The organism is Streptomyces sp. Je 1-332, from assembly GCF_040730185.1.
In the GTDB taxonomy this organism is placed as follows: domain Bacteria; phylum Actinomycetota; class Actinomycetes; order Streptomycetales; family Streptomycetaceae; genus Streptomyces.
The window spans coordinates 5,998,228-6,019,199 of record NZ_CP160402.1 but is presented as its reverse complement, the minus strand read 5'-3'; the positions used below and the strand labels follow the sequence as shown (position 1 = coordinate 6,019,199).

Annotated in this window: 13 protein-coding genes; 4 read left to right on the top strand and 9 right to left on the bottom strand. The window is 67.1% G+C overall.

Annotated elements, in window-relative coordinates; translation table 11 throughout:
* The first annotated feature begins 36 nt into the window (after positions 1-36).
* A complete protein-coding gene (locus tag ABXJ52_RS27335; protein ID WP_367045305.1) occupies positions 37-597 on the top strand; it encodes a hypothetical protein in 561 nt (186 codons plus the stop codon).
* A gap of 9 nt (positions 598-606) precedes the next feature.
* Here ABXJ52_RS27335 and ABXJ52_RS27330 read toward each other — a convergent pair whose 3' ends face one another.
* From ABXJ52_RS27330 to eccD, 9 genes are all read right to left on the bottom strand, one after another.
* Positions 607-1,059: a hypothetical protein gene (locus ABXJ52_RS27330; RefSeq protein ID WP_367045304.1), complete on the bottom strand. Its 453-nt coding sequence runs from the start codon at positions 1,057-1,059 to the stop codon at positions 607-609.
* 40 nt (positions 1,060-1,099) lie between these two features.
* A complete protein-coding gene (gene dapB, locus ABXJ52_RS27325; protein ID WP_367045303.1) occupies positions 1,100-1,852 on the bottom strand; it encodes a 4-hydroxy-tetrahydrodipicolinate reductase in 753 nt (250 codons plus the stop codon).
* A 40-nt stretch (positions 1,853-1,892) separates the two neighbouring features.
* Positions 1,893-3,272, bottom strand: coding sequence for a pitrilysin family protein (locus ABXJ52_RS27320; protein WP_367045301.1), 1,380 nt, complete (start codon positions 3,270-3,272; stop codon positions 1,893-1,895).
* Entirely contained in the window at positions 3,269-5,485 is a 2,217-nt protein-coding gene (locus ABXJ52_RS27315; protein ID WP_367045300.1) for a polyribonucleotide nucleotidyltransferase, read from the bottom strand. The genes ABXJ52_RS27320 and ABXJ52_RS27315 overlap by 4 nt, the downstream gene beginning before the upstream one ends.
* 358 nt (positions 5,486-5,843) lie before the next feature.
* Positions 5,844-6,131 carry a 30S ribosomal protein S15 gene (gene rpsO / locus ABXJ52_RS27310; RefSeq protein ID WP_160507553.1) on the bottom strand — a complete coding sequence of 96 codons (288 nt, stop codon included), beginning with the start codon at positions 6,129-6,131 and terminating at the stop codon, positions 5,844-5,846.
* Positions 6,132-6,362: 231 nt separating this feature from the next.
* Positions 6,363-8,480, bottom strand: a complete 2,118-nt coding sequence (locus ABXJ52_RS27305) for a protein kinase (RefSeq protein ID WP_367045298.1) — start codon at positions 8,478-8,480, stop codon at positions 6,363-6,365.
* Between the two features lie 22 nt (positions 8,481-8,502).
* Positions 8,503-10,737: a protein kinase gene (locus ABXJ52_RS27300; protein ID WP_367045296.1), complete on the bottom strand. Its 2,235-nt coding sequence runs from the start codon at positions 10,735-10,737 to the stop codon at positions 8,503-8,505.
* Positions 10,738-10,745: 8 nt separating this feature from the next.
* Complete coding sequence (locus tag ABXJ52_RS27295; protein ID WP_367045294.1) at positions 10,746-11,771, bottom strand: serine/threonine protein kinase; 1,026 nt, start codon at positions 11,769-11,771, stop codon at positions 10,746-10,748.
* A 46-nt stretch (positions 11,772-11,817) separates the two neighbouring features.
* Positions 11,818-13,287 (bottom strand): type VII secretion integral membrane protein EccD, encoded by a 1,470-nt coding sequence (eccD, locus tag ABXJ52_RS27290; RefSeq protein WP_367045292.1) that lies wholly within the window; start codon positions 13,285-13,287, stop codon positions 11,818-11,820.
* Between the two features lie 160 nt (positions 13,288-13,447).
* On the opposite strand from eccD, the gene eccCa reads away from it, so the two are divergent.
* The 3 genes from eccCa (at position 13,448) to mycP (ending at position 20,852) form a co-directional block, all read left to right on the top strand.
* Entirely contained in the window at positions 13,448-17,407 is a 3,960-nt protein-coding gene (gene eccCa, locus ABXJ52_RS27285; RefSeq protein WP_367049315.1) for a type VII secretion protein EccCa, read from the top strand.
* Positions 17,408-17,555: 148 nt separating this feature from the next.
* Positions 17,556-17,975, top strand: coding sequence for a hypothetical protein (locus tag ABXJ52_RS27280; protein ID WP_367049313.1), 420 nt, complete (start codon positions 17,556-17,558; stop codon positions 17,973-17,975).
* A gap of 1,608 nt (positions 17,976-19,583) precedes the next feature.
* Positions 19,584-20,852 (top strand): type VII secretion-associated serine protease mycosin, encoded by a 1,269-nt coding sequence (mycP, locus tag ABXJ52_RS27275; RefSeq protein WP_367045291.1) that lies wholly within the window; start codon positions 19,584-19,586, stop codon positions 20,850-20,852.
* The last annotated feature ends 120 nt before the right edge of the window (positions 20,853-20,972 follow it).

The window sequence follows — 20,972 nt, the reverse complement described above, 5'->3', positions numbered from 1 at the left end:
GCACAGCCCGTGCGTGGATTGAGTGAGGATTCAGTCGTGCCCCTGCCCTTCCTGACGGCGGACCGCGCCTTTGACGAGCCGGCGGCCGACGCCGCGCTGCCGTTCGACGATCGCGACCACTGGAGGCGGCCGTACCGGCCGGGTCCGTGGCGGGTGGGGGCGGCAGCGCTGCTCCTGCTGCTCGCCTCGTACGTCCTCGTCGCCGCCGTGGTCATCTCCTTCGCGGACTCGCTCGCGGGTGCCTCGGTCTGTGCCGGCCTCGCCGTGGTCGTCATCGCGAGCGCGCTGCGGCTGCTGCGGATGGGCACCTGGGTGAGCGCGATCGGGCTGCGTCGTGTGGCCTTCCTGACGACGCAGACCGTGCCGTGGGCGCAGGTCATGACGGTCCGGACGACGCAGCAGCCCGTGCGGTGGCTGGGGCTGCCCCGCACCGTGCAGGGGCAGGCGCTCATCCTCGTACGCCGCGATCAGGGTGCCGAGGGGCAGCAGCCGTTGTTCACCGACCGCAACGCCGACTTCCTGGCCCGGTACGAGGCCTTCAACCGGGCGGCCGATTCCGTGGAGGTATGGGCCGACGAGTACCGGCGCACCGCCTGATCGCAGGCGTCAGGCGTTGACCGGCCTGCCCGCGTGCAGCGCGATCGCGCGCTGCATCGCCTGCCGCGCGCGCGGGGTGTCCCGGGCGTCGTGATAGGCGACGGCCAGGCGGAACCAACAGCGCCAGTCGTCCGGTGAGTCCTCGGTCTCGGCCTTGCGCCGTGCGAAGACCTCGTCGGCCGAGTCACGGTCGATGCGGCCGGCGGGCGTGCGCTTCAACTCGTCGACGGGCAGGCCGCCTTCGGCCTCCAGCTCGGCGGCGAGACGGTTGGCGCGCTGGACGAACTGCGTGTTCTTCCAGAGGAACCAGACGCCGATGAACGGCAGGATGAGCACCGCGACACCGAAGGTGACGGTGAGCGCGGTGCCGTGCTGTATCAGGAGCACGCCTCGGCTGCCGACCAGGACGAAGTAGACGACCAGGACGGCAGCCGTGACGGCGTAAGTGATCTTTGCTCGCATGAGGGTCAGCTCGGTTCGGCTCGGTTCGCTTCGGCCCGTGTCAGTTCAGGTCCAGGAAGTGTTCCAGGCCGAACGTCAGACCCGGAGTGCTCACCACACGGCGTACGCCGAGCAGGATGCCCGGCATGAAGCTGCTGTGGTGCAGCGAGTCGTGCCGGACCGTCAGGGTCTCGCCCTCGCCGCCGAGCAGGACCTCCTGGTGGGCCAGGAGGCCGCGCAGCCGCACGGAGTGCACCGGTACGCCGTCGACGTCCGCGCCGCGTGCGCCGTCGAGCGCGGTCGTCGTGGCGTCGGGCTGCGGGGCGCTGCCCGCAGCCCGGCGCGCCTCGGCGATGAGCTGGGCGGTGCGCGTGGCGGTGCCGCTGGGGGCGTCGGCCTTGTTCGGGTGGTGCAGCTCGACGACCTCGACGGACTCGAAGTACGGCGCCGCGATCTGCGCGAACTTCATGGTGAGGACCGCGCCGATGGAGAAGTTCGGGGCGATCAGGACGCCCGTCTTCGGCGACGCGGCGAGCGAGGCCTCCAGCTGCGCGACGCGGTCGTCGGTCCAGCCCGTCGTACCGACCACGGCGTGGATGCCGTGCCGTACGCAGAAGTCGAGATTGCCCATCACCGAGTCGGGGTTGGTCAGCTCGACCACGACCTGGGCGCCGGTCTCCACCAGCGTGTCCAGCGAGTCGCCCCGGCCGAGCGCGGCGACCAGTTCCAGGTCGTCGGCGGCCTCGACGGCCCGGACGGCCTCGGAGCCGATCCGGCCCTTGGCTCCGATGACCGCCACGCGCAGCTTGCTCATGTGCCTGATTCCTTAAGGGGGTTAGGAGACCGCTGAGGGCTTAGGAGACCGCTTCGTGCAGGCGGGCGGCCCGCTTGTCCTTGAGCGGGCCGATGGCCGACAGCGAAGGACGGTGGCCGAGGACCTCACGGGCGACCTCGCGGACCTCGTCCGGGGTGACCGCCGAGATCTTGGCGAGCATGTCGTCGACCGACATCTGCTCGCCCCAGCACAGCTCGCTCTTGCCGATACGGTTCATCAGCGCGCCCGTGTCCTCGAGTCCGAGGACGGTGGAGCCCGCGAGCTGGCCGATCGCGCGGCCGATCTCGTCGTCGCTCAGGCCGTTCTGCGCGACGTCGTCGAGCTCGTCGCGGCAGATCTTCAGCACGTCGTGCACCTGGCTCGGGCGACAGCCCGCGTACACGCCGAAGAGGCCGGTGTCGGCGAAGCCCGACGTGTACGAGTACACGCTGTAGGCCAGGCCGCGCTTCTCCCTGACCTCCTGGAAGAGGCGGGACGACATGCCGCCGCCGAGCGCGGTGTTCAGGACGCCCATGGCCCAGCGGCGCTCGTCCGTGCGGGCCAGGCCCGGCATGCCGAGGATGACGTGGGCCTGCTCGGTCTTGCGGTTGACGACCTCGACGCGGCCGGCCGTGCGCAGGCTGCGTGAGCCCTGGCGCGGGACGACCGGGGTCGCGTCGGTGCGGCCCAGGGCGCCCGCCTTCTCGAAGGCGGCGCGGACCTGGCGTACGACCTTGTTGTGGTCGACGTTGCCCGCGGCTGCGACGACCAGGTGGGTCGGGTCGTAGTGCTTCTTGTAGAAGCGGCGGATCCGCTCGGCCGTGAGGGCGTTGACCGTCTCCTCGGTGCCGAGGACGGGACGGCCGAGGGGGGTGTCGCCGAGCATCGTGTGCGCGAACAGGTCGTGCACGCAGTCGCCCGGGTCGTCCTCGGTCATCGCGATCTCTTCGAGGATGACGCCGCGCTCGGCGTCGACGTCCTCCTGGAGGATCAGGGAGCCCGTCAGCATGTCGCAGACGACGTCGATGGCGAGCGGCAGGTCGGTGTCGAGCACGCGTGCGTAGTAGCACGTGTACTCCTTGGCCGTGAACGCGTTCATCTCGCCGCCGACCGCGTCGAGCGCGGCCGAGATGTCGAGGGCGCTGCGCTTCTTGGTGCCCTTGAAGAGCAGGTGCTCCAAGTAGTGCGTGGCGCCGTTCAGGGCCGGCGTCTCGTCGCGGGATCCGACGTTCGCCCAGATCCCGAAGGTCGCCGACCGTACGGATGGCAGGGTCTCGGTGACGACACGGAGGCCGCCCGGCAGCGTCGTACGGCGGACCGTGCCGATGCCGTCCTTGCCCTTGAGGAGGGTTTGGGTACGGGCGACGGCCCGCCCCTCCGAAGAGGGGCGGGCCGTCGTCGTGGTGCTACGCGACGTCACTTGTCGGTGTCGTCCTTCGAGTCGTCGCCCTCTTCGCCCTCGACGACGGGGATGAGGGAGAGCTTGCCGCGGGAGTCGATCTCGGCGATCTCGACCTGGACCTTCTGGCCCACGCCGACGACGTCCTCGACGTTCTCCACGCGCTTGCCGCCGGCGAGCTTACGGATCTGCGAGATGTGCAGCAGACCGTCCTTGCCCGGCATGAGCGAGACGAACGCGCCGAAGGTCGTCGTCTTCACGACGGTGCCCAGGTAGCGCTCGCCGACCTCCGGCATGGTCGGGTTGGCGATGCCGTTGATCGTGGCGCGGGCGGCCTCGGCGGCCGGGCCGTCGGCGGCACCGATGTAGATGGTGCCGTCGTCCTCGATCGTGATGTCGGCGCCGGTGTCCTCCTGGATCTGGTTGATCATCTTGCCCTTCGGGCCGATGACCTCACCGATCTTGTCCACCGGGATCTTGACGGTGATGATGCGCGGCGCGTTCGGGGACATCTCGTCCGGAACGTCGATCGCCTCGTTCATCACGTCGAGGATGTGCAGACGCGCGTCGCGGGCCTGCTTCAGCGCGGCGGCCAGGACCGAGGCGGGGATGCCGTCGAGCTTGGTGTCGAGCTGGAGCGCGGTCACGAACTGCTTCGTACCGGCGACCTTGAAGTCCATGTCACCGAACGCGTCCTCCGCACCGAGGATGTCGGTGAGGGCGACGTAGTGCGTCTGGCCGTCGATCTCCTGCGAGATCAGACCCATGGCGATACCGGCGACGGCGGCCTTCAGCGGCACACCGGCGTTCAGCAGCGACATCGTCGAGGCACAGACCGAGCCCATGGACGTCGAGCCGTTCGAACCGAGGGCCTCGGAGACCTGACGGATCGCGTACGGGAAGTCCTCGCGCGAGGGGAGCACGGGCACGATCGCGCGCTCGGCGAGCGCGCCGTGGCCGATCTCGCGGCGCTTGGGCGAACCCACGCGGCCGGTCTCGCCGACCGAGTACGGCGGGAAGTTGTAGTTGTGCATGTAGCGCTTGCGCGTCACCGGGGAGAGGGTGTCGAGCTGCTGCTCCATGCGGAGCATGTTGAGGGTGGTGACGCCCAGGATCTGGGTCTCGCCACGCTCGAACAGCGCCGAGCCGTGCACGCGCGGGATGGCCTCGACCTCGGCGGCGAGCGTACGGATGTCCGTCAGGCCACGGCCGTCGATGCGGACCTTGTCCTTGATGACGCGCTCGCGGACCAGCTTCTTGGTCAGCGCGCGGTACGCACCGGAGATCTCCTTCTCGCGGCCCTCGAACTGCGGGAGCAGCTTCTCGGCGGCGATCTCCTTGATGCGGTCGAGCTCGCCCTCGCGCTCCTGCTTGCCGGCGATGGTCAGCGCCTGGGAGAGCTCCGACTTGACGGCGGCGGTCAGGGCCTCCAGGACGTCGTCCTGGTAGTCCAGGAAGACCGGGAACTCGCCGGTCGGCTTCGCGGCCTTGGCGGCGAGGTCCGACTGGGCCTTGCAGAGCGCCTTGATGAAGGGCTTCGCGGCTTCCAGACCGGCGGCGACGACCTCTTCGGTCGGGGCCTCGGCGCCGTCCTTCACCAGCTGGATGGTCTTCTCGGTGGCCTCGGCCTCGACCATCATGATCGCGACGTCGCCGTCCTCGAGGACGCGACCGGCGACGACCATGTCGAAGACGGCGTCCTCGAGCTCGGTGTGCGTCGGGAAGGCGACCCACTGGCCCTTGATGAGCGCCACGCGCGTGCCGCCGATCGGGCCCGAGAAGGGCAGGCCGGCCAGCTGCGTGGAGCAGGAGGCGGCGTTGATCGCGACCACGTCGTACAGGTGGTCGGGGTTGAGCGCCATGATCGTCTCGACGATCTGGATCTCGTTGCGCAGGCCCTTCTTGAAGGAAGGACGCAGCGGGCGGTCGATCAGGCGGCAGGTCAGGATCGCGTCCTCGGAGGGACGGCCCTCACGACGGAAGAACGAACCGGGGATCTTACCGGCGGCGTACTGCCGCTCCTCGACGTCCACCGTGAGGGGGAAGAAGTCGAGCTGGTCCTTGGGCCGCTTGGAAGCGGAGGTGGCCGACAGCACCATGGTGTCGTCGTCCAGGTACGCGACGGCGGAGCCTGCGGCCTGCTTGGCCAGGCGGCCCGTCTCGAAGCGGATGGTGCGGGTGCCGAAAGTGCCGTTGTCGATAACAGCCTCGGCGTAGTGGGTCTCGTTCTCCACTGTTCTCCTACGTGTCTACGTTTCGTCTTCTCGCCTCTGGGCCCGTGTGGCCCGGGGCGGCGTCCCATGCGTCCTTCGTGGACAGGGACTATGTGGAGAAGCGCGCCGTGTGTGCGGGCCGGTCTTCGATCGAAGCTCCCGGGGGTTTCGCCCGGGAGCCACTACCGAAGATCGGCGGCGGCTGGTGCACTTCTCCTTCGTGGGGTCGTACGGGGTGTCCCCCCGGCGCTGGACCGTAGTGATCCCTACCCGCGGGGACGTGCTTGTGTCACCAGACTACAAAGCGTCGGTGACAACGCGCACGTACAGCAAAGGGAGCGGCCCCCTCTTGCGTGGGAACCGCCCCCTTCACGATGTCTTACTTGGCGCCCGCCGCACCGCGACGGATGCCCAGACGGTCCACCAGCGCACGGAAGCGCTTGATGTCCTTCTTGGCCAGGTACTGCAGCAGACGGCGACGCTGACCGACCAGGATCAGCAGACCACGACGGGAGTGGTGGTCGTGCTTGTGGGTCTTGAGGTGCTCGGTCAGGTCCGAGATGCGGCGGGAGAGCATGGCGACCTGGACCTCGGGGGAGCCGGTGTCGCCCTCCTTCTGGCCGAACTCGGTCATGATCTGCTTCTTCGTAGCGGCGTCGAGCGACACGCTTACTCCTCGTAGTCTTTTCGTGGCCACCGAGTGCCCCTGGTCTACATCGCAGGGGAGCTTCCATGACTCGGGAGGCGAGGTCCGCTGGGGCTGTCTCCAGGTCCTTGATCGGGGGTCCGATCTCGGAGGTCCGGGGGCGCTTACACATACGGCCGCTTCACACGATACCAGTCGGGTCGTGAGGGCTTGAACGGGCTGCCTGACCCGCGAGCTCGCCCGTGCTCGCTGTCAGAAGGTCGGCAGGGCGGAAACGTAGCTGCCCTTGCCTGCGAAGACTCGGTTGCCATCGACCACGAACCCACTGCCGCCTGCGGCCCTCACGCCGACCTCGAAGGACCAGACCTTCGTTGCCCCTCGATCTTCCACAACGGTGACCCCACCGGTGTACTCGTCGATCATCCATACCCCGCTGCCTTGGACAGCCACCGGCCCACCGGCGACACTCTGCGCTCGTGACGACCAGTCTCCGCGGCCATCAGCACGCTTTAACCGCCTGGGCCAGCTGCCCGCAGCCGAGTAGACAAAGTCGCCGTCGACGCTGGGCGGACCCCAGGTAACGGGGCGGTCATACTCGTCCTTCTCCTTGGCCGTCCAGAATTCATGACCGTCAGTGATCCGTCGCGCGGTGAGGTTGTCGCCGTTGACGTAAATGGTGCGGTCGTGAACGGCTGGGCGGATGAGGCCCGTCGATTGCTTGGGAAGATCCCACACCTGATGACCATCCCTCGTGTCCACGGCGATGACGTGGCCGTCAGCCGTCGTCACGACCAGGCGGCCGCCGCCCGTGACGCCTCGGGGCCCGGATGTGCTGCCGAAGCGCACGGAGACGGGTGCGGTCCAGCGGATCTTCGCGTCGGAGCGGCTCACGCAGCGGATCTTGTCGTCTTTCGTTGCGACGTAAACAGCGTCTGCGTCCGATGCCAGCAGAGACCGGGCGTCGACCTTGGCGGTCCACTTCGGCTCCCCGGTGGAGGGAACAAAGGTACGCAGCATCCCATCAGGATCTACGGCTACGAGCAGCCGGTCGTCGAGGGACAGATAGCGGCCCTTCGCCCGGATACCGGGCTCAATCCAGCGGCGCTTGCCGTCGACGACGTTGTGTGCGGCGATTCCGCCCTGCACGGCTCCCAAGACGATGACGTCCCGTATCGGCAGCGGCACCGGTGACTCCTCGTGCATCACCCGTATCGGCCCCCACAGCCTCTTCGGGGGTCCGGCGCCCAGGACGTAGTCGCCGTCGTCCGCAGACAGCCGACGCGCCAAAGGCGTAGCCACAGCGGGGGGAATGCTGAATGGATCTCGTTTCCGCTTCTTTTGCCGCCCGCCCTCCCCCTGATCCTCGTGCCGTGCACCCAACCACCACGCAGTCGTGCCACCGCCGGCCGCGACTACGGTCCCGCCTGCCGCCAGACCAGTGATCACGCGGCGCCGGGTGACCTGACGCTCTGGCCGACCTCCGACCGCCGTGGTCAGCTGCCGTACATGGCTCTCGCGTTCCTTGATCCTTTCGGCGACGGGGCCGCTACGCCACACACGTGTTACACCTCGTGGCACCGCAGCGGCCGCGATGATCTGGGCAGGAGTGGGCCGCAGCGCCGGGGCCTTGGCCAGACAGGGCTCGATGAGTGACCTCAGATGTGGTGGCAGCCCCTCGATCCACGGCTCACCGTGCACGACCTCGTACTGCACAGCAGCAATGTGACTACCTTCGAACGCCCGTCTGCCGCTGGCCGCGTATACAAGCACCGCTCCCAAAGAGAACACGTCGGCAGGGGAAGCGACACGGTGGCCGAGCACCTGCTCCGGGGCCCCGTACCCCGGAGTCACGGGGATCTGCCCGGTGGTGGTGAGCGTGAGGCCGTGCTCGGGACGTGCGATGCCGAAGTCGATGACGCGTGGTCCGCTCGACGTCAGGACGATGTTCGGCGGCTTGAGGTCTCGGTGGATCAAACCCGCGGCGTGGATGTCCGCCAAGGTACCTGCGATCGATGCGGCAAGGGCACGCACCGATGACTCGCCAAAGGGCCCGCAGGCATCAACAGCCTGATCCAGGGTGAGCCCCGCCAGGAACTCGGTGGCGATCCAGGGGCGCCCCCCTTCCGTCTGCGCTGCGAGGACGGCGGCCACACCTTTGCTCTTCACGGCCTGCGCCGCGTGCGCCTCGCGTACGAAGCGTTGCGCGAGGTTCGAGTCATGGACAAGCTCAGGCCGGAGCACCTTGACCGCGGCGAGGGTCCCGCCCCCGTCCTGACCGGTGTACACCTTGCCCATCCCGCCTTCGCCGAGCACGCCCAGCAGGCGATACGGCCCAAGGCGCAGCGGGTCTCCGATACTGAGCGGTTCCATGGGCGACGACTCACTTCTCAGATCACTTCAGGGGGAAGGAGGCCACGAAATGCCCTCCCATTGCGACGATCATCCGGCTTGGCTCATGGGCGACGAAGCGGTTCCCGGACGTCGTGTAGGTCTTGGTGGTATTACGGGACGACAGATCGATGACACGCAGGGTTGAGCCGGACTTGCTGTACGCGTGGTCCGAACCGATGACGGGCCGGTCGCCGAGGGACGCATCCTCGCCGCCGTCCCCTCCCCTCTCCGTCCACCGCGGGGTTCCGCTTCTGGAGTCGACCGCGACGAGCCCCGTACCGTTCTCCACCGCGTAGACAAGGCCATCTTTGACCGCCGGCGGGCTGTATGTCCGGCCGGGCCTCGCAGACTTCGAGTCCCACGCGCGGGCGCCGTCGCTGAGCCGCAGGGCTTGCAGTCGGTCTCCGCCCAGATACACATGTTCGCTGTCCGTGGCCAGCGGTAGGCGCGCACGGTCCGGGGTGACATCCACCGGCTTGTCCCAACGGACTCTGCCAGTGCGCGTATCCCGAACAGCAGCATGCACTGTGCCGTCATTCATTTCCTGGAGGTACACCAGGCGGTTGCCGACGACCGCGGCCGCCAGGAAGTGCAGCCGGACGCTCGAGTCCGGCCGCGATGGCAGCGGCTTGGTCCACAACTTCTTCCCTGTGCCGATGTCAACGGCGAGTAGCGACCAGGTCTGGCTGGCGAGAAACCCCGTCTTCATGCCTTCCGCGTAGTTTCCCCGGCCCGCCGCCAGATACAAGACGTCGTCGGCGGCACAGAGGAGCTGGTTCTCACCGATAACACCGTTGAACTCGGGAAACTCGGCCGAGGGTTCGTCCGCCGCACCGCTGGAGAGATCGACGGCGCCGATGAGGAGCGGCCAGGTGTCCCCTTTGTGGCCCTTGGATCCTTCCGGTTCCACAAGTCGGTAGATACGTTCGCCGTCCGAGACGGTCTGGTGGGTGCGTTCCATCTGGTCGGAGACCCACTTGACCTTTCCCGTCTTCGCGGTGACGCCACCCAGTCCGGAGCCCGCCACGAACACCACGAGATCGCGCGTGGTGAGCGGCACTTGAGGCGCCAGGAGTTCCTCGTTCGGCGGCTCGGCAACCTGGATCTGCCACAGAGAGTCGAGCTTCCTTCTGGGGGGCTCGCTGACGACAGGTCCCGGAGCAGGTCCCTTGTATCCTTCGGCTGCCGCCTCCTCGCTTCTCCCGCGCCACACCCATACCCCTGCTACCGCTGCCGCCGTGCCGACCGCCAGGCCAGTTCCCGCTGCAAGCAACCGACGACGGGACGGGCGGGGCGATTGTGGTGCCGCTGACGGACTCGGCTGTCGCTCCACCGGGGCGGGGAGTCGCTGGGGCGTGAACTGCCAGACCTCTGTCGCTCGCCGACCGATCTCCGCGAGCCAAACTTCCGGCAGATGGTCCGCGAAATCGCCCTTGCCATCGTGTAGTTGGCCGGCGAGCGCCATCGTGCTCAGCCGCTGGAGCGGATCCTTGGCCAAACAGTGCGCCAGGGTCGGTGCGAGGCTGGTCGGCACGCCCGTAAGGTCCGGCTCGGCGTACCGCACTCGGTACAACAGGTCGGCCGGCTGCCCCTCCCCGAAGGGGCCACGCCCGGTGAGGGCGAAGACCAGTACACCCGCGAGAGCGAACACGTCGCTTGCCGGCGCGTGTTCCTGGTTGGTCGCATGCTCTGGCGACATGAATGCCGGGGTGCCCACCGCGGCACCTGTGCGGGTGAGGCGGATGTCGCCGAGTGCATGAGCGATGCCGAAATCGATGACCTTCGGGCCGTATGCGGTGACCATGATGTTGGACGGCTTCAGGTCCCGGTGCACCACGTCAGAGCGGTGCAGTTGGCCGAGCGCCCCGCATAGGGCGGCGCCCAGGGCACGTACCGATTGCTCGGGCAGAGGCCCTGCCGATGTGACGCCCTCACCCAAGGGCGGACCCAGGACGTATTCGGTGGCCAGCCATGGGGTACCGGCGAGTGGGTCCGCGTCGACGACATGGGCGCCATGGTGACCGCCGATGACACGGGCGGCGTCGACCTCCAGACGAAAACGGGTACGGGCGGCGGAGTCCGAGGCGATGTGGGCGTGCATCGTCTTGAGCGCGACGGTGCGCCCTCCGGCCGACCGCGCAAGGTAGACGGTGCCCATGCCTCCGGTGCCCAGCCGGGCGATGAGGCGGTAGGGGCCCAGGGCATGCGGGTCGTCGTGGGCAAGGGGCGAGGGCATGGGTGGCGTCAGTTCTGGCTGTGGGCGGACGGGACGGGGGGGGTGCCAGGGCGCAGTGAATGCGCCCCATAGGGAACGGGCGGCGCCCAGGTGAGGCTGGAGGGAACTGCCCTCTCCGCGGCGAGCAACACGGACGACTGATGCGCGAGGGCGGCGATGACACGACCGGGCAGCCAGCCGGGGCCGAGCAACGCAGTCGCCCGCGGTGTCGGCCCAGCGGTATACGTGGCCGGCGTCGCAGGGAGGCCAGCGCTGTTCGGCGAGGAGTCAGCCTGAGATGCGGCGGGGAGAAAGGTGTCCATCAACTCTGTCAGCTGAGGTCGGGCCTGCGGGTCCCGGGAAAGACATCGCCCGATGACGGTACGCAGAACAGGCGTGAGTTCCTCCCGCTCCGGGGTGGTGTGGCCAGTTGCCGCATAGGCCAGGGTCGCGCCGAGTGCATAGACATCTCCGAGCGGTCTCGGTCGCCCGCCCGCGGCCTGCTCCGGCGGGAGGCTGCCCGGTTCAAGTCCCGGCAGCCCTGCCCGTGATGTCCCGTCGGGGGCGGCGACTCGTACGGCTCCGAAGCCGGTGAGCCTAGGACCGTCTGCAGCCAGGAACAGGGCGGCGGGCGATATACCGGCGTGCGTCAAACCCTGACCGTGGCAGATGGCAAGGCTCTCTGCGAGTGCGGCGCCTAGAGCCAGAACCGTGCGCTCCGGAAGGGGCCCGCCGTGCACCGCGAGGGCGGTGGGGAGCGGGAGCATCGGCAGATAGGGGCGGGCGTGCCACGGCGGCTCCCCCGCGCCTGCGATCTCCACTGCGGGGCATGCCCAGGGGCTGAGGAGGTATCGGGACGCCTCGGCCTCAGCCATGAATCGCTGTGGGTCAGTACCAGGGAGCGGGATGCTGATCAGCACCATGCGGTCAGCGTCCGCACCACGGGCGACGAAGCGCCTCTCCGGCGCCAGTACCCCGTATGAGCCATCATCCAGGTCGATGAGTGCCGTGTACGGCCCAGTACGCCGCCCGGCTTCCCCTATTTCCGCATGCATGTTCCCCCTCCCCGGCAGCCGACACTGCCACCTGCTGCGCGCCTGCCTAGCTGGTCAGTGAGCGAGCCGCGTTGAAGACATCCAGGACAGCGAGGCAGAGCGGTACCAAGGAAAGCAGTACGGCCGACTCGGCGAGGTCGAGGAGGCGGCCCCAGAAGGGGGACAGGCCCTTCTGGGGAACGATGAGGCCGATGGCCGTCAGCAAGGCACATCCGGCGGCAACAGCAACCGTGAGCCAGGCGGTACGCAGGTCCAGGGGGCCCCGGTCTTGGTGAAGGAGTAGCTCTTTCATGGCGTCGCCCGGCGGGTTCAGGGCAAGGCCGAGCACCAGGAGGGAGATCGCGGCAATACCTGCCACCAGCGCGCAAGCGACCTGCGCGGTGTAGCGGAAGAGCCTGGCACGCAGCATTGCCGCCAAACCTGCGGCCAGCGCCAGAAGTTGACCCCAGACGTTGTCGGAGAAACTCAGGACGGCAGCGGCTCCCGCCACGACGGCTGCGGAGCCGCCGACAAGGCCGAGCAACAGCTCGTGGCCGCGGCGGGCTTGTGCGGCGATGCGCTCCGCGTCGAGAGGCGCGGTATCAGGGGCCCCGTTCGGGTCGGCGTCGAAGTCATCCTGCACCGCACTGCGCGGGGAGGCGTAACCGATGGGCAGCCTGGCGAAGCGCGACGACAAGCCCGGAAGGAACGCGACCAGGCCGATGGTTACGGGAACGGCGACCGAAGCCGCGTCCGTGGCCGATGCCTCGGTGACGATCGCAGCGAACGCGGCCAGAACCCCCGCCGCCGCAAGGAATGTGGCGGCCACGAAGGCAGCGTCGCTGTGGGGCGCCAGCACTACAAGGACGACCGAAGCGACCAGGACAGTGATGCAGCCGAGCAGAAACTGCAGCTTTCCCGGCCCCTCCCCTGGGCCCGGTCCCGTGATGCCGGATCCGGCGATGAGCAGCAGTGGCAAGGCGCCGAGTCCCAGGGCGGTTCCGGATGCCCTATCCGCGTACACGCGCGCACGCGCACCGGCGAACGCTATGAGGAGCAGGCCCGCGGCACCCGCAATGATGCCCGGCAGCCCGTGCATGTCATGAACGACGGGGTCGGCGTACCACAGAACGAACGCCATCAGGACGAGCAGCAACACACCACCGATGAGCCCCGCGATGCGCAACAGGTCGTCACGCCACAGGCGTCGGTCGCGCGTGACGGCAGTGGCAACGGCATCCGCTACATCATCGAAGACCGCGGGCGGCAGGGAGGCGGAGAAAGGGAGCAAGTTCAACACGTCGCCGTCGAGAACCCGTTGGCCGGCGAGAGTGCGCGCACCGTCCAGGACAGTCCCGTCGCGGCGCACCAGGTTGTACCCGGTCGGTACGCCGGCTGCCTGAGTCTGCCCCGTCAAGCGAAGGATCTCCGGGTAGATGTCGGCAACAGCGATGTCCTCGGGAAGCGCGACATCGATACGGCTGTCAGGCGCGACGACCGTAACCCTGCAGAACCCCGTCGCTACGGGCGAACTCACTTAATGACCCCCTGATTCGCGGTTGCGCACACTGACGCGTCACCCTACCGCTACGCACTGTCAGTGGGTGCACGTAGGATCATGCATGCGCGGAGGGAGTCGGTCGCCACGGGGGCGCCGGTGCGGAACTGCCCTTCCGAATAGAGGGATTGATGTTCCGGTGAGCCAAATCGTCGTCAAGCGCCCGCCACGTTCCTTGCCGCCCGAAGTGCCCACGCTTGACCTGCAATTGGAAGCTCCTCCCGAACTGCCGCGCGGGCAGCAGGAGGGCGTGCTGATGCAGGTCCTGCCGACACTCGGCATGGGCTCGTCGGTGGTGTTCTTCTTCGCCTCGCCCAATGCCCATCCGTTCATGCGGATCATGGGTGTCGTCATGCTCGCGTCGACGGTCGCGATGGTGATCGCACAGGTGGTCAGGTACCGCAGGGGTACGCAAGGGCAAATGGCCGACGTGCGCCGTGACTACCTCAAGTACCTGGCCCAGACAAGGCGCAAGGTGCGCGGGACAGCTCTCAGGCAGCGCGACGCTCAGCTCTACCTCCATCCCTCACCGGATCAGCTGTGGGCGGTGGTCGCCGAGGGAAGCCGCCTGTGGGAACGACGCGTGGGCGATCGCGACTTCGGGCAGGCGCGGCTCGGGCTCGGTCCGCAACAGCTCGCCACCCCTCTGGTGGCGCCGGAGACGGCCCCCGTCGACGAGCTGGAGCCATTGGCCGCAGGCGCCATGCAGCGCTTCATCGCCGTGCACAGCTCGATCGAGAACCTTCCTGTGGCCGTCTCGCTGCGCGCCTTCTACCACCTGACGGTCTCCGGCGAGCCGGAGACCGCGCAGGCCACCGCGCGTGCGTTGGTCGGTCAACTGGCCACACTGCACGGCCCGGAGGATTTGGTCATCGCAGTGGTCGCGGCGCCGGGGGCCGTCGGGCGCTGGGACTGGACGAAGTGGCTTCCGCACTGCCAGCTGCCGGGGCAGGTCGACGGCGCGGGCACGAAGAGGCTGTTCGGGGATGACCTCGGTGAACTGGAGCAGCACCTTGCAGCGCGTCTGGACGGGCGGCCGAGATTCAGCCGGGACGGACAGCCTGTTCTCGACCAACCGCACATCGTGGTCATTCTCGACGGCGGCCTGGTACCTCCCACTTCTGTTTTCGCGGCGCAGGAGGGACTGCAGGGCGTAACCATCGTGGAGGTGGTGTCCGGCGAGCTCGACGAGCCACGCGGTGGCCTTTCCGTCGTCGCGCGCCCCGGCCGTCTTCGCCTGGAATCGGGCGGTGGCATCGCCTACGAAGGGGCGCCGGACGGGCTGACCCTTCCTGCCGCGGAGGCTCTCGCCCGTCAGCTCGCGCCACTGCGCATGGGCGGAGGGGATGACGACGAACCGCTCCTTGCCAACCTGGACTTCACCGATCTGCTGAACCTCGGGGACGCGGCATCGGTCGATGTCACGCGCACGTGGCGACCTCGCTCGACAGCCGAGCGACTGCGTGTGCCGATCGGTGTGGGCGAGGACGGCCAGCCGGTCATGCTGGACCTGAAGGAGGCCGCCCAGGAAGGGATGGGCCCCCACGGGCTGTGCGTGGGGGCGACCGGTTCGGGCAAGTCGGAGCTCCTGCGGACGCTCGTCCTCGGCCTCGCGGTGACGCACTCGTCGGAGACGTTGAACTTCGTACTCGCGGACTTCAAGGGTGGCGCCACGTTCGCAGGCATGTCGGAGTTGCCTCACGTGGCCGCAGTGATCACGAACCTGTCCGACGACCTAACCCTCGTCGACCGCATGGGCGACGCCATTCGAGGGGAGCTCCAGCGCCGCCAGGAACTGCTGCGCTCCGCGGGCAACTACGCGAACATCCACGACTACGAGAAGGCGCGCGCGGCCGGCGCGCCGCTCGCGCCCCTGGCCTCGATGGTCCTGGTGATTGACGAGTTCAGTGAACTCCTCACGGCCAAACCTGACTTCATCGACATGTTCATCCAGATCGGCCGCATCGGCCGCTCCCTGGGCGTGCACCTGCTGCTGGCGTCGCAGCGCCTGGAGGAAGGCAAGCTGCGAGGCCTCGACACGTACCTGTCGTACAGGGTCGGTCTGCGTACATTCTCTGCCTCGGAGTCCCGTACGGCCCTTGGGGTTCCGGACGCCTATCACCTCCCCTCGGTGCCGGGCTCGGGTTACCTGAAGCTCGGCACGGACGAGATGACACGCTTCAAGGCAGCGTATGTGTCCGGGGTGTATCGAGCGGGCGGAACCTCTCCCGCTCCGGACCAGCTCCCCATCGAGCGCCGACCCGCCCTGTTCACAGCGGCGCCGGTAGCGGCGACCTACGCCGCTCCTGACCCCGGACGTGCGCGCGCGGCTTCCCTACGGGAAGACGAGGCGCTGGCCGACACGGTCCTGGACGTGGTCGTTCGTCGCCTGGAAGGCCAGGGTGTCCCGGCTCACCAAGTGTGGCTGCCGCCCCTGGACCAGGCCCCGCCGCTCGACCAGGTGCTGCCACCGCTCACCACTACACCGGAGCGCGGTCTGCAGGCGGGCGAGTATGCGCGACTGGGTGGGCTCGTGGTACCCCTCGGCCTCATCGACAAGCCCTTCGAGCAGAAGCGTGAGGTGCTGTACCGCGACTTCTCCGGAGCGGCCGGTCACATGCTCGTCGTCGGCGGACCGCAGTCCGGAAAGTCGACGCTGCTGCGCACCCTCGTCACGTCATTCGCGCTCACGCATACTTCGCACGAAGTCCAGTTCTACTGCCTGGACTTCGGAGGTGGAGGCCTCGCACCAGTGGCCGATCTTCCCCACGTAGGTGGAGTCGCCTCGCGGCTCGACCCGGAGCGGGTGCGCAGGACGGTCGCGGAGGTCGTAGGCATCCTCAATCGCCGCGAGGAGTTCTTCCGCACTCAGGGCATCGACTCCATCACGACGTACCGGCGTCGCCGCGCAGCCGGTCAGCTGCCGGGCGAGGCATGGGGCGATGTGTTCCTGATCATCGACGGCTGGGGCAGCTTCAAGAACGACTACGACATGCTCGAAGGAGTCGTCCACGACATCGCGGGCCGCGGGCTCGGTTACGGCGTCCATGTGGTCGTTTCGGCATCGCGCTACATGGAGGTACGAGCGGCCCTGAAGGACCAGATGCTGGGCCGGCTCGAGCTCAGGCTCGGCGACGTCATGGATTCGGAATTCGACCGCAAGGTGGCGATGAACGTCCCCGCCGGGGTGCCCGGCCGTGGCCAGGTACCGGAGAAGCTGCACTTCATGACGGCGATGCCGCGTGTGGACTCCTCCACCGACGCCGGGACTCTGTCGGACGCGACGACTGAATTGGTCGAAGCAGTCAAGAGCCACTGGCGTAGTCCCGCAGCACCAACGGTTCGACTGCTGCCCCGCAAGATGCCCGCCGATCAACTGCCGAAGGGCTTTGAGTTTCCGCAGAACGGCATCGCGATCGGCATCGACGAAGCGAACCTGGAACCGGTCTTCGTCGACTTCGAGACAGATCCGTTCTTCCTCGTCTTCGGCGAAAGCGAATCGGGCAAGACGAATCTGCTGCGTCTTATCGCGAAGCAGATCGCGGAGAGATACACACCCGCTCAGGCACGGATCGTGGTCGGCGACTATCGCCGCACGATGCTGGAAGCGGTCTCGGAGGAACACCTTCTGGAGTACGCGCCGATGGCGTCGGCGATGGATGTACACATGAACGCGATCGCCACGTTCATGGAGAAGCGCGCTCCCAAGCCCGACATCACCCCTCAGGAGTTGCGCGATCGGAGCTGGTGGAACGGGCCGGAGCTGTTCGTGATCATCGATGACTATGAACTCGTGGCCACGAACTCCGTCAATCCACTGGGCGTACTGGTCGAGCATCTGCCGTTCGCACGCGACGTCGGCGTGAAGTTCATCATCGCGCGCAGCTCCGCCGGCGCTTCACGGTCGATGTACGAGTCGTTCATGCAGCGAGTGAAGGAGCTCGGGGCACAGGGCGTAGTGCTGTCGGGCGATCCGAGCGAGGGCGACATTCTCGGCAATGTGCGCGCACGGGCCATGCCGCAGGGACGGGGCACGTTCGTGTCCCGAAAGCGCGGGACAGCCCTGATACAGGTGGGGCTGATGCGACAGCACTACTAGAGTGCTGTCGGAGACTTGACTGACCAGCGGGGCTCAGCTCAACGGGGAGGCAGGCGTGGGAAGTTCGAGCGCCAAGAATGGCGACGCAGGGCGTGAGACACCAGATACGGGCAAGTCCTTTGACACCCTTTACGGCGTGAATCCACAAATGGCCCTGGATATTCAGGCCGGCGCCATGAAGGGTTTCAAGAGGCGCGTCGACAACCTACTGAGCGATCTTGAGGGCTCGCCGGCAGCGCCGGGCACAGTCGGGGCAGATCGCTTGTCGCGTGCCCAGTTGGGCTCCGGGGAGTTCAAGGAGGCCCAGTTCCTGTACGAGTCGTACGAGATCGTGCACGACGAACTGGAGAAGCTGTCGAAGGCGCTGGGCGCGCAGATCGAAGGGCTTGGCCTCGCTGTCCATGCGTCCCGGGTGGGCTACGACAACCTGGAGGACGACATCCGGGCGCGCATGAAGGCGATCAACGCGGAGGCAGAGGGGTATTACGACGCCTCGAGAGATCCGTACAGGCAGGGCGACGGCAGCCCTTCCGGCCCGAGAAAGCCAGGTCGGGAAACAGGCCTCTGATGACCGCATTCAATTGAGGAACGGGGGAAAACGTCATGCCTGAGGGGTCGAAGGGCAGAGAGCCGAAGGTCGCGCACACGGACTTCGAGTCGATGACGCACGAGCAACTCGTGGCGTTGCTCGAGTCCGCAAGCCCGGCCGGTGCCGCAGAACTGGCCGCCAAGCTGTCGGGGGCCGCTTCGGCGATCACCAAGATCGGTGATGACCTGAAGAAGCACGTCAAGGGCTTGGAGTGGCGCGGCGAGGCCGGGGACGCCTTCCGGGATTGGGGCAACCAAGCGGCTAGTTCCACGCTGAAACTTGGCGACTACAGCGAGGTCGCTTCGCGCTGGATGCTCGAAGTCAGCTCCGCCATCGCCGAAGCCAAGGCGTCCATGCCGGATGTCTCGGAAACCAAGACAGCGAAGGTCGAGCTGCGCAGTGCCAACGAGAATTTGGCGGCCGCGCAGGGGGCGAAGAACGATCCGGACGCACAAAAAGTGACGCAGACGTCCCAGTCGGACGCGACCGCCGCGCAGGGGCGAATCGACGCGGCACAAGCTGAGGCCGCGCAGCGAATGCGGAAGCTGGCGCAGACCTATCAGTTCTCGGCCCAGCAAGTAAACAGTCAGACGCCACCAACGTTTTCGCCACCAGCCGATCACATGCAGGAGAAGGAGTGGCGCTCGCAAGGGACTCAGATCGCTCCCGTCCCGCAGAGCCCTTCTTCGCCAGGAAGTTCAGCATCCGCTGCACCTGCCGCTTCCGGAGAACAAGCCAGGACCGATGCGTCCACTGTTCCATCCAACGCTTCCGGTGGGGTCGTGGGTGCATCCGTGCCATCGCCCTCATCGCCACGCGATGTCGAGCCCTCTCGGGCGCCGACCTTGGAGATCGACGGAATCACAACGACGCCACAAGCTTCTCCATCACAGCCTACAGCGGGCCCCAACCCCGGTCCGCAGCGACTCGACGTCCCACCTTCCGTGCAACCAGGTCTGATTCCGCCTGCGTTCGCCCATAACCCCGGGGTGTCGGTCAGCCCTCCGCCGAACCGTCTGCCTGCGACCACACGTCCCTCGCTGCCGCCCGGCCAAGGAGTCCCGCCGGGCAGCATCCGTCCTTCCATGCCGCGCGAGTCCGGCATCGTTGGTGGCCGCCCTGTTCCACCAGGGTCCGGCCGCCCAGCCGGCGGCCTTCCTCGAGGGACTGTCATCGGGAACGAAAGCATGCAGGGCCGTACACCGATGGCTCGAGGCGTCACCCCAGGTATGGGCGGAATGGGGGGTGGCCCGATCGGGACACATAGAGGCAGCCCATCTGCGAGTGGCAGAAGCACCATGGGGGGGCGTATCCCTCAAACAGGCCGAAAGCCTTCGCAACCCTTTACTCCTGGCGGCTCCGGCCTGGTACGTCCGCTGGGCACTGACCAACCGGGAAGTACCGCGGCCGGGCGTGGCGGCATCGCGCCTCCGCCACGTACCTCCGGTTCACAAGGGGACGAACAACGCGGTGATAGGCCCGACTATCTCGCTGAAGACGAAGAGACCTGGCAGCACAGCAACCGACGCGTCGTCCCCCCGGTTGTCGACTGACACCACGAGTCAACACATCAGCGAGGTATGACACATGCGCACCAACCGCAAGCACCGGCACATGGCTGCCTCCTCCGTGTCGGCCACTGTCGGCCTGCTCCTGACCGCCGTCACCGCATCCCCGGCCCATGCTGACGAATCCATCCGTGGACGTCAGTGGCATCTCGATGCCATGCACGCGGAGGAGATGTGGAAGACAAGCACGGGAAAAGGCGTCACGGTCGCTGTCATCGATTCGGGAGTGAGCGACTCCATCACGGATCTGCAAGGTCAGGTTCTCGACGGCAAGGACTACTCAGCGAAGTCAGGCGACGAGCACAAGGACCACGAAGGCCACGGGACGAGCATGGCGGCGCTTATTGCCGCCACGGGCGCGCGGGGAGAGTTGAACGGTTCGTATGGCCTTGCGCCGGGCGTCAAGATCCTACCCATCCGCATGCGTTACTCCACAGAGGATGGCAGCGAGGTAGACAGTAAAGCCGAGTACTCCCGGGTGATGACTCGAGCAATCCGCTACGCAGCAGACTCGCAGGCTCAGATCATCAACATTTCCATGGGGTCCTCCAATGCTCCAGGACGGAAGAATGTAAGTACGCCGGCCCTTGCCTCGGTGGTCAAGTACGCCCTCGGTAAAGGAAAACTGATCTTCGCCGCCGTAGGAAACAGCGGAGACAAGTCCAACTTCCCCGAGTATCCAGCCGCAACGCCTGGCGTAGTTGGTGTCGGAGCTATCAATCAGAACGTCAAGTACCTGAAATCCTCCCAGTGGGGACCACAGGTCGACGTTGTAGCACCGGGCAAGGACATGATTTCGGCATGCTCAAAGGGAACACAGATCTGCAAGGGTGACGGCACCAGTGGGGCTACCGCGCTGGCATCCGCCTCTGCGGCACTCATTTGGTCAAGGCATCCGTCCTGGACGAACAACCAGGTTCTGCGTGTATTGATCAATACGATGCAGGGAAACAAGGACAGCTGGACCCGAGACGATTCTGTCGGATACGGCGCCGTGCGCCCGCGCATAGCTCTGAAGGAGCCGGGCGCCCCCGGACCTGCCAACGAGTACCCCCTGCCCGACCTGGCTGCAGCGGCCAAGACTCCTTCCTCCAAAGAGCCCCAGCCCAGCCACACCAGAGAGAATAACAGTGGCACCGAGCCAGTTAATACAGCGTCGGTCGACAAAAATAGCCACCTAATTCCCTGGCTTTCTCTAGGGCTTGGCGCTGCCGCAATCATCGGAGGGACCATCACAGTGTGGGTCGTCCGCTCTCGACGTGGAGCCCCTTCCCCGGTTCCCGACTGATCCGAAACCGATCGGCCTCATCCGTCGTAACGTCCCGATCCTCCAATTTCTCATACTTTGAATGCACTCGAGAGGCCCTTGTGGATTTCGATAACGATTGGAAGGCGGCCCGAACTGAGG

Bases quoted from the DNA above. Each gene is read 5' to 3' on its own strand.
- ABXJ52_RS27330 (WP_367045304.1), bottom strand. From the start codon at position 1,059: ATGCGAGCAAAGATCACTTACGCCGTCACGGCTGCCGTCCTGGTCGTC.
- dapB (WP_367045303.1), bottom strand. From the start codon at position 1,852: ATGAGCAAGCTGCGCGTGGCGGTCATCGGAGCCAAGGGCCGGATCGGC.
- ABXJ52_RS27305 (WP_367045298.1), bottom strand. From the start codon at position 8,480: ATGGAACCGCTCAGTATCGGAGACCCGCTGCGCCTTGGGCCGTATCGC.
- ABXJ52_RS27300 (WP_367045296.1), bottom strand. From the start codon at position 10,737: ATGCCCTCGCCCCTTGCCCACGACGACCCGCATGCCCTGGGCCCCTAC.
- ABXJ52_RS27295 (WP_367045294.1), bottom strand. From the start codon at position 11,771: ATGCATGCGGAAATAGGGGAAGCCGGGCGGCGTACTGGGCCGTACACG.
- ABXJ52_RS27280 (WP_367049313.1), top strand. From the start codon at position 17,556: ATGGCCCTGGATATTCAGGCCGGCGCCATGAAGGGTTTCAAGAGGCGC.
- mycP (WP_367045291.1), top strand. From the start codon at position 19,584: ATGCGCACCAACCGCAAGCACCGGCACATGGCTGCCTCCTCCGTGTCG.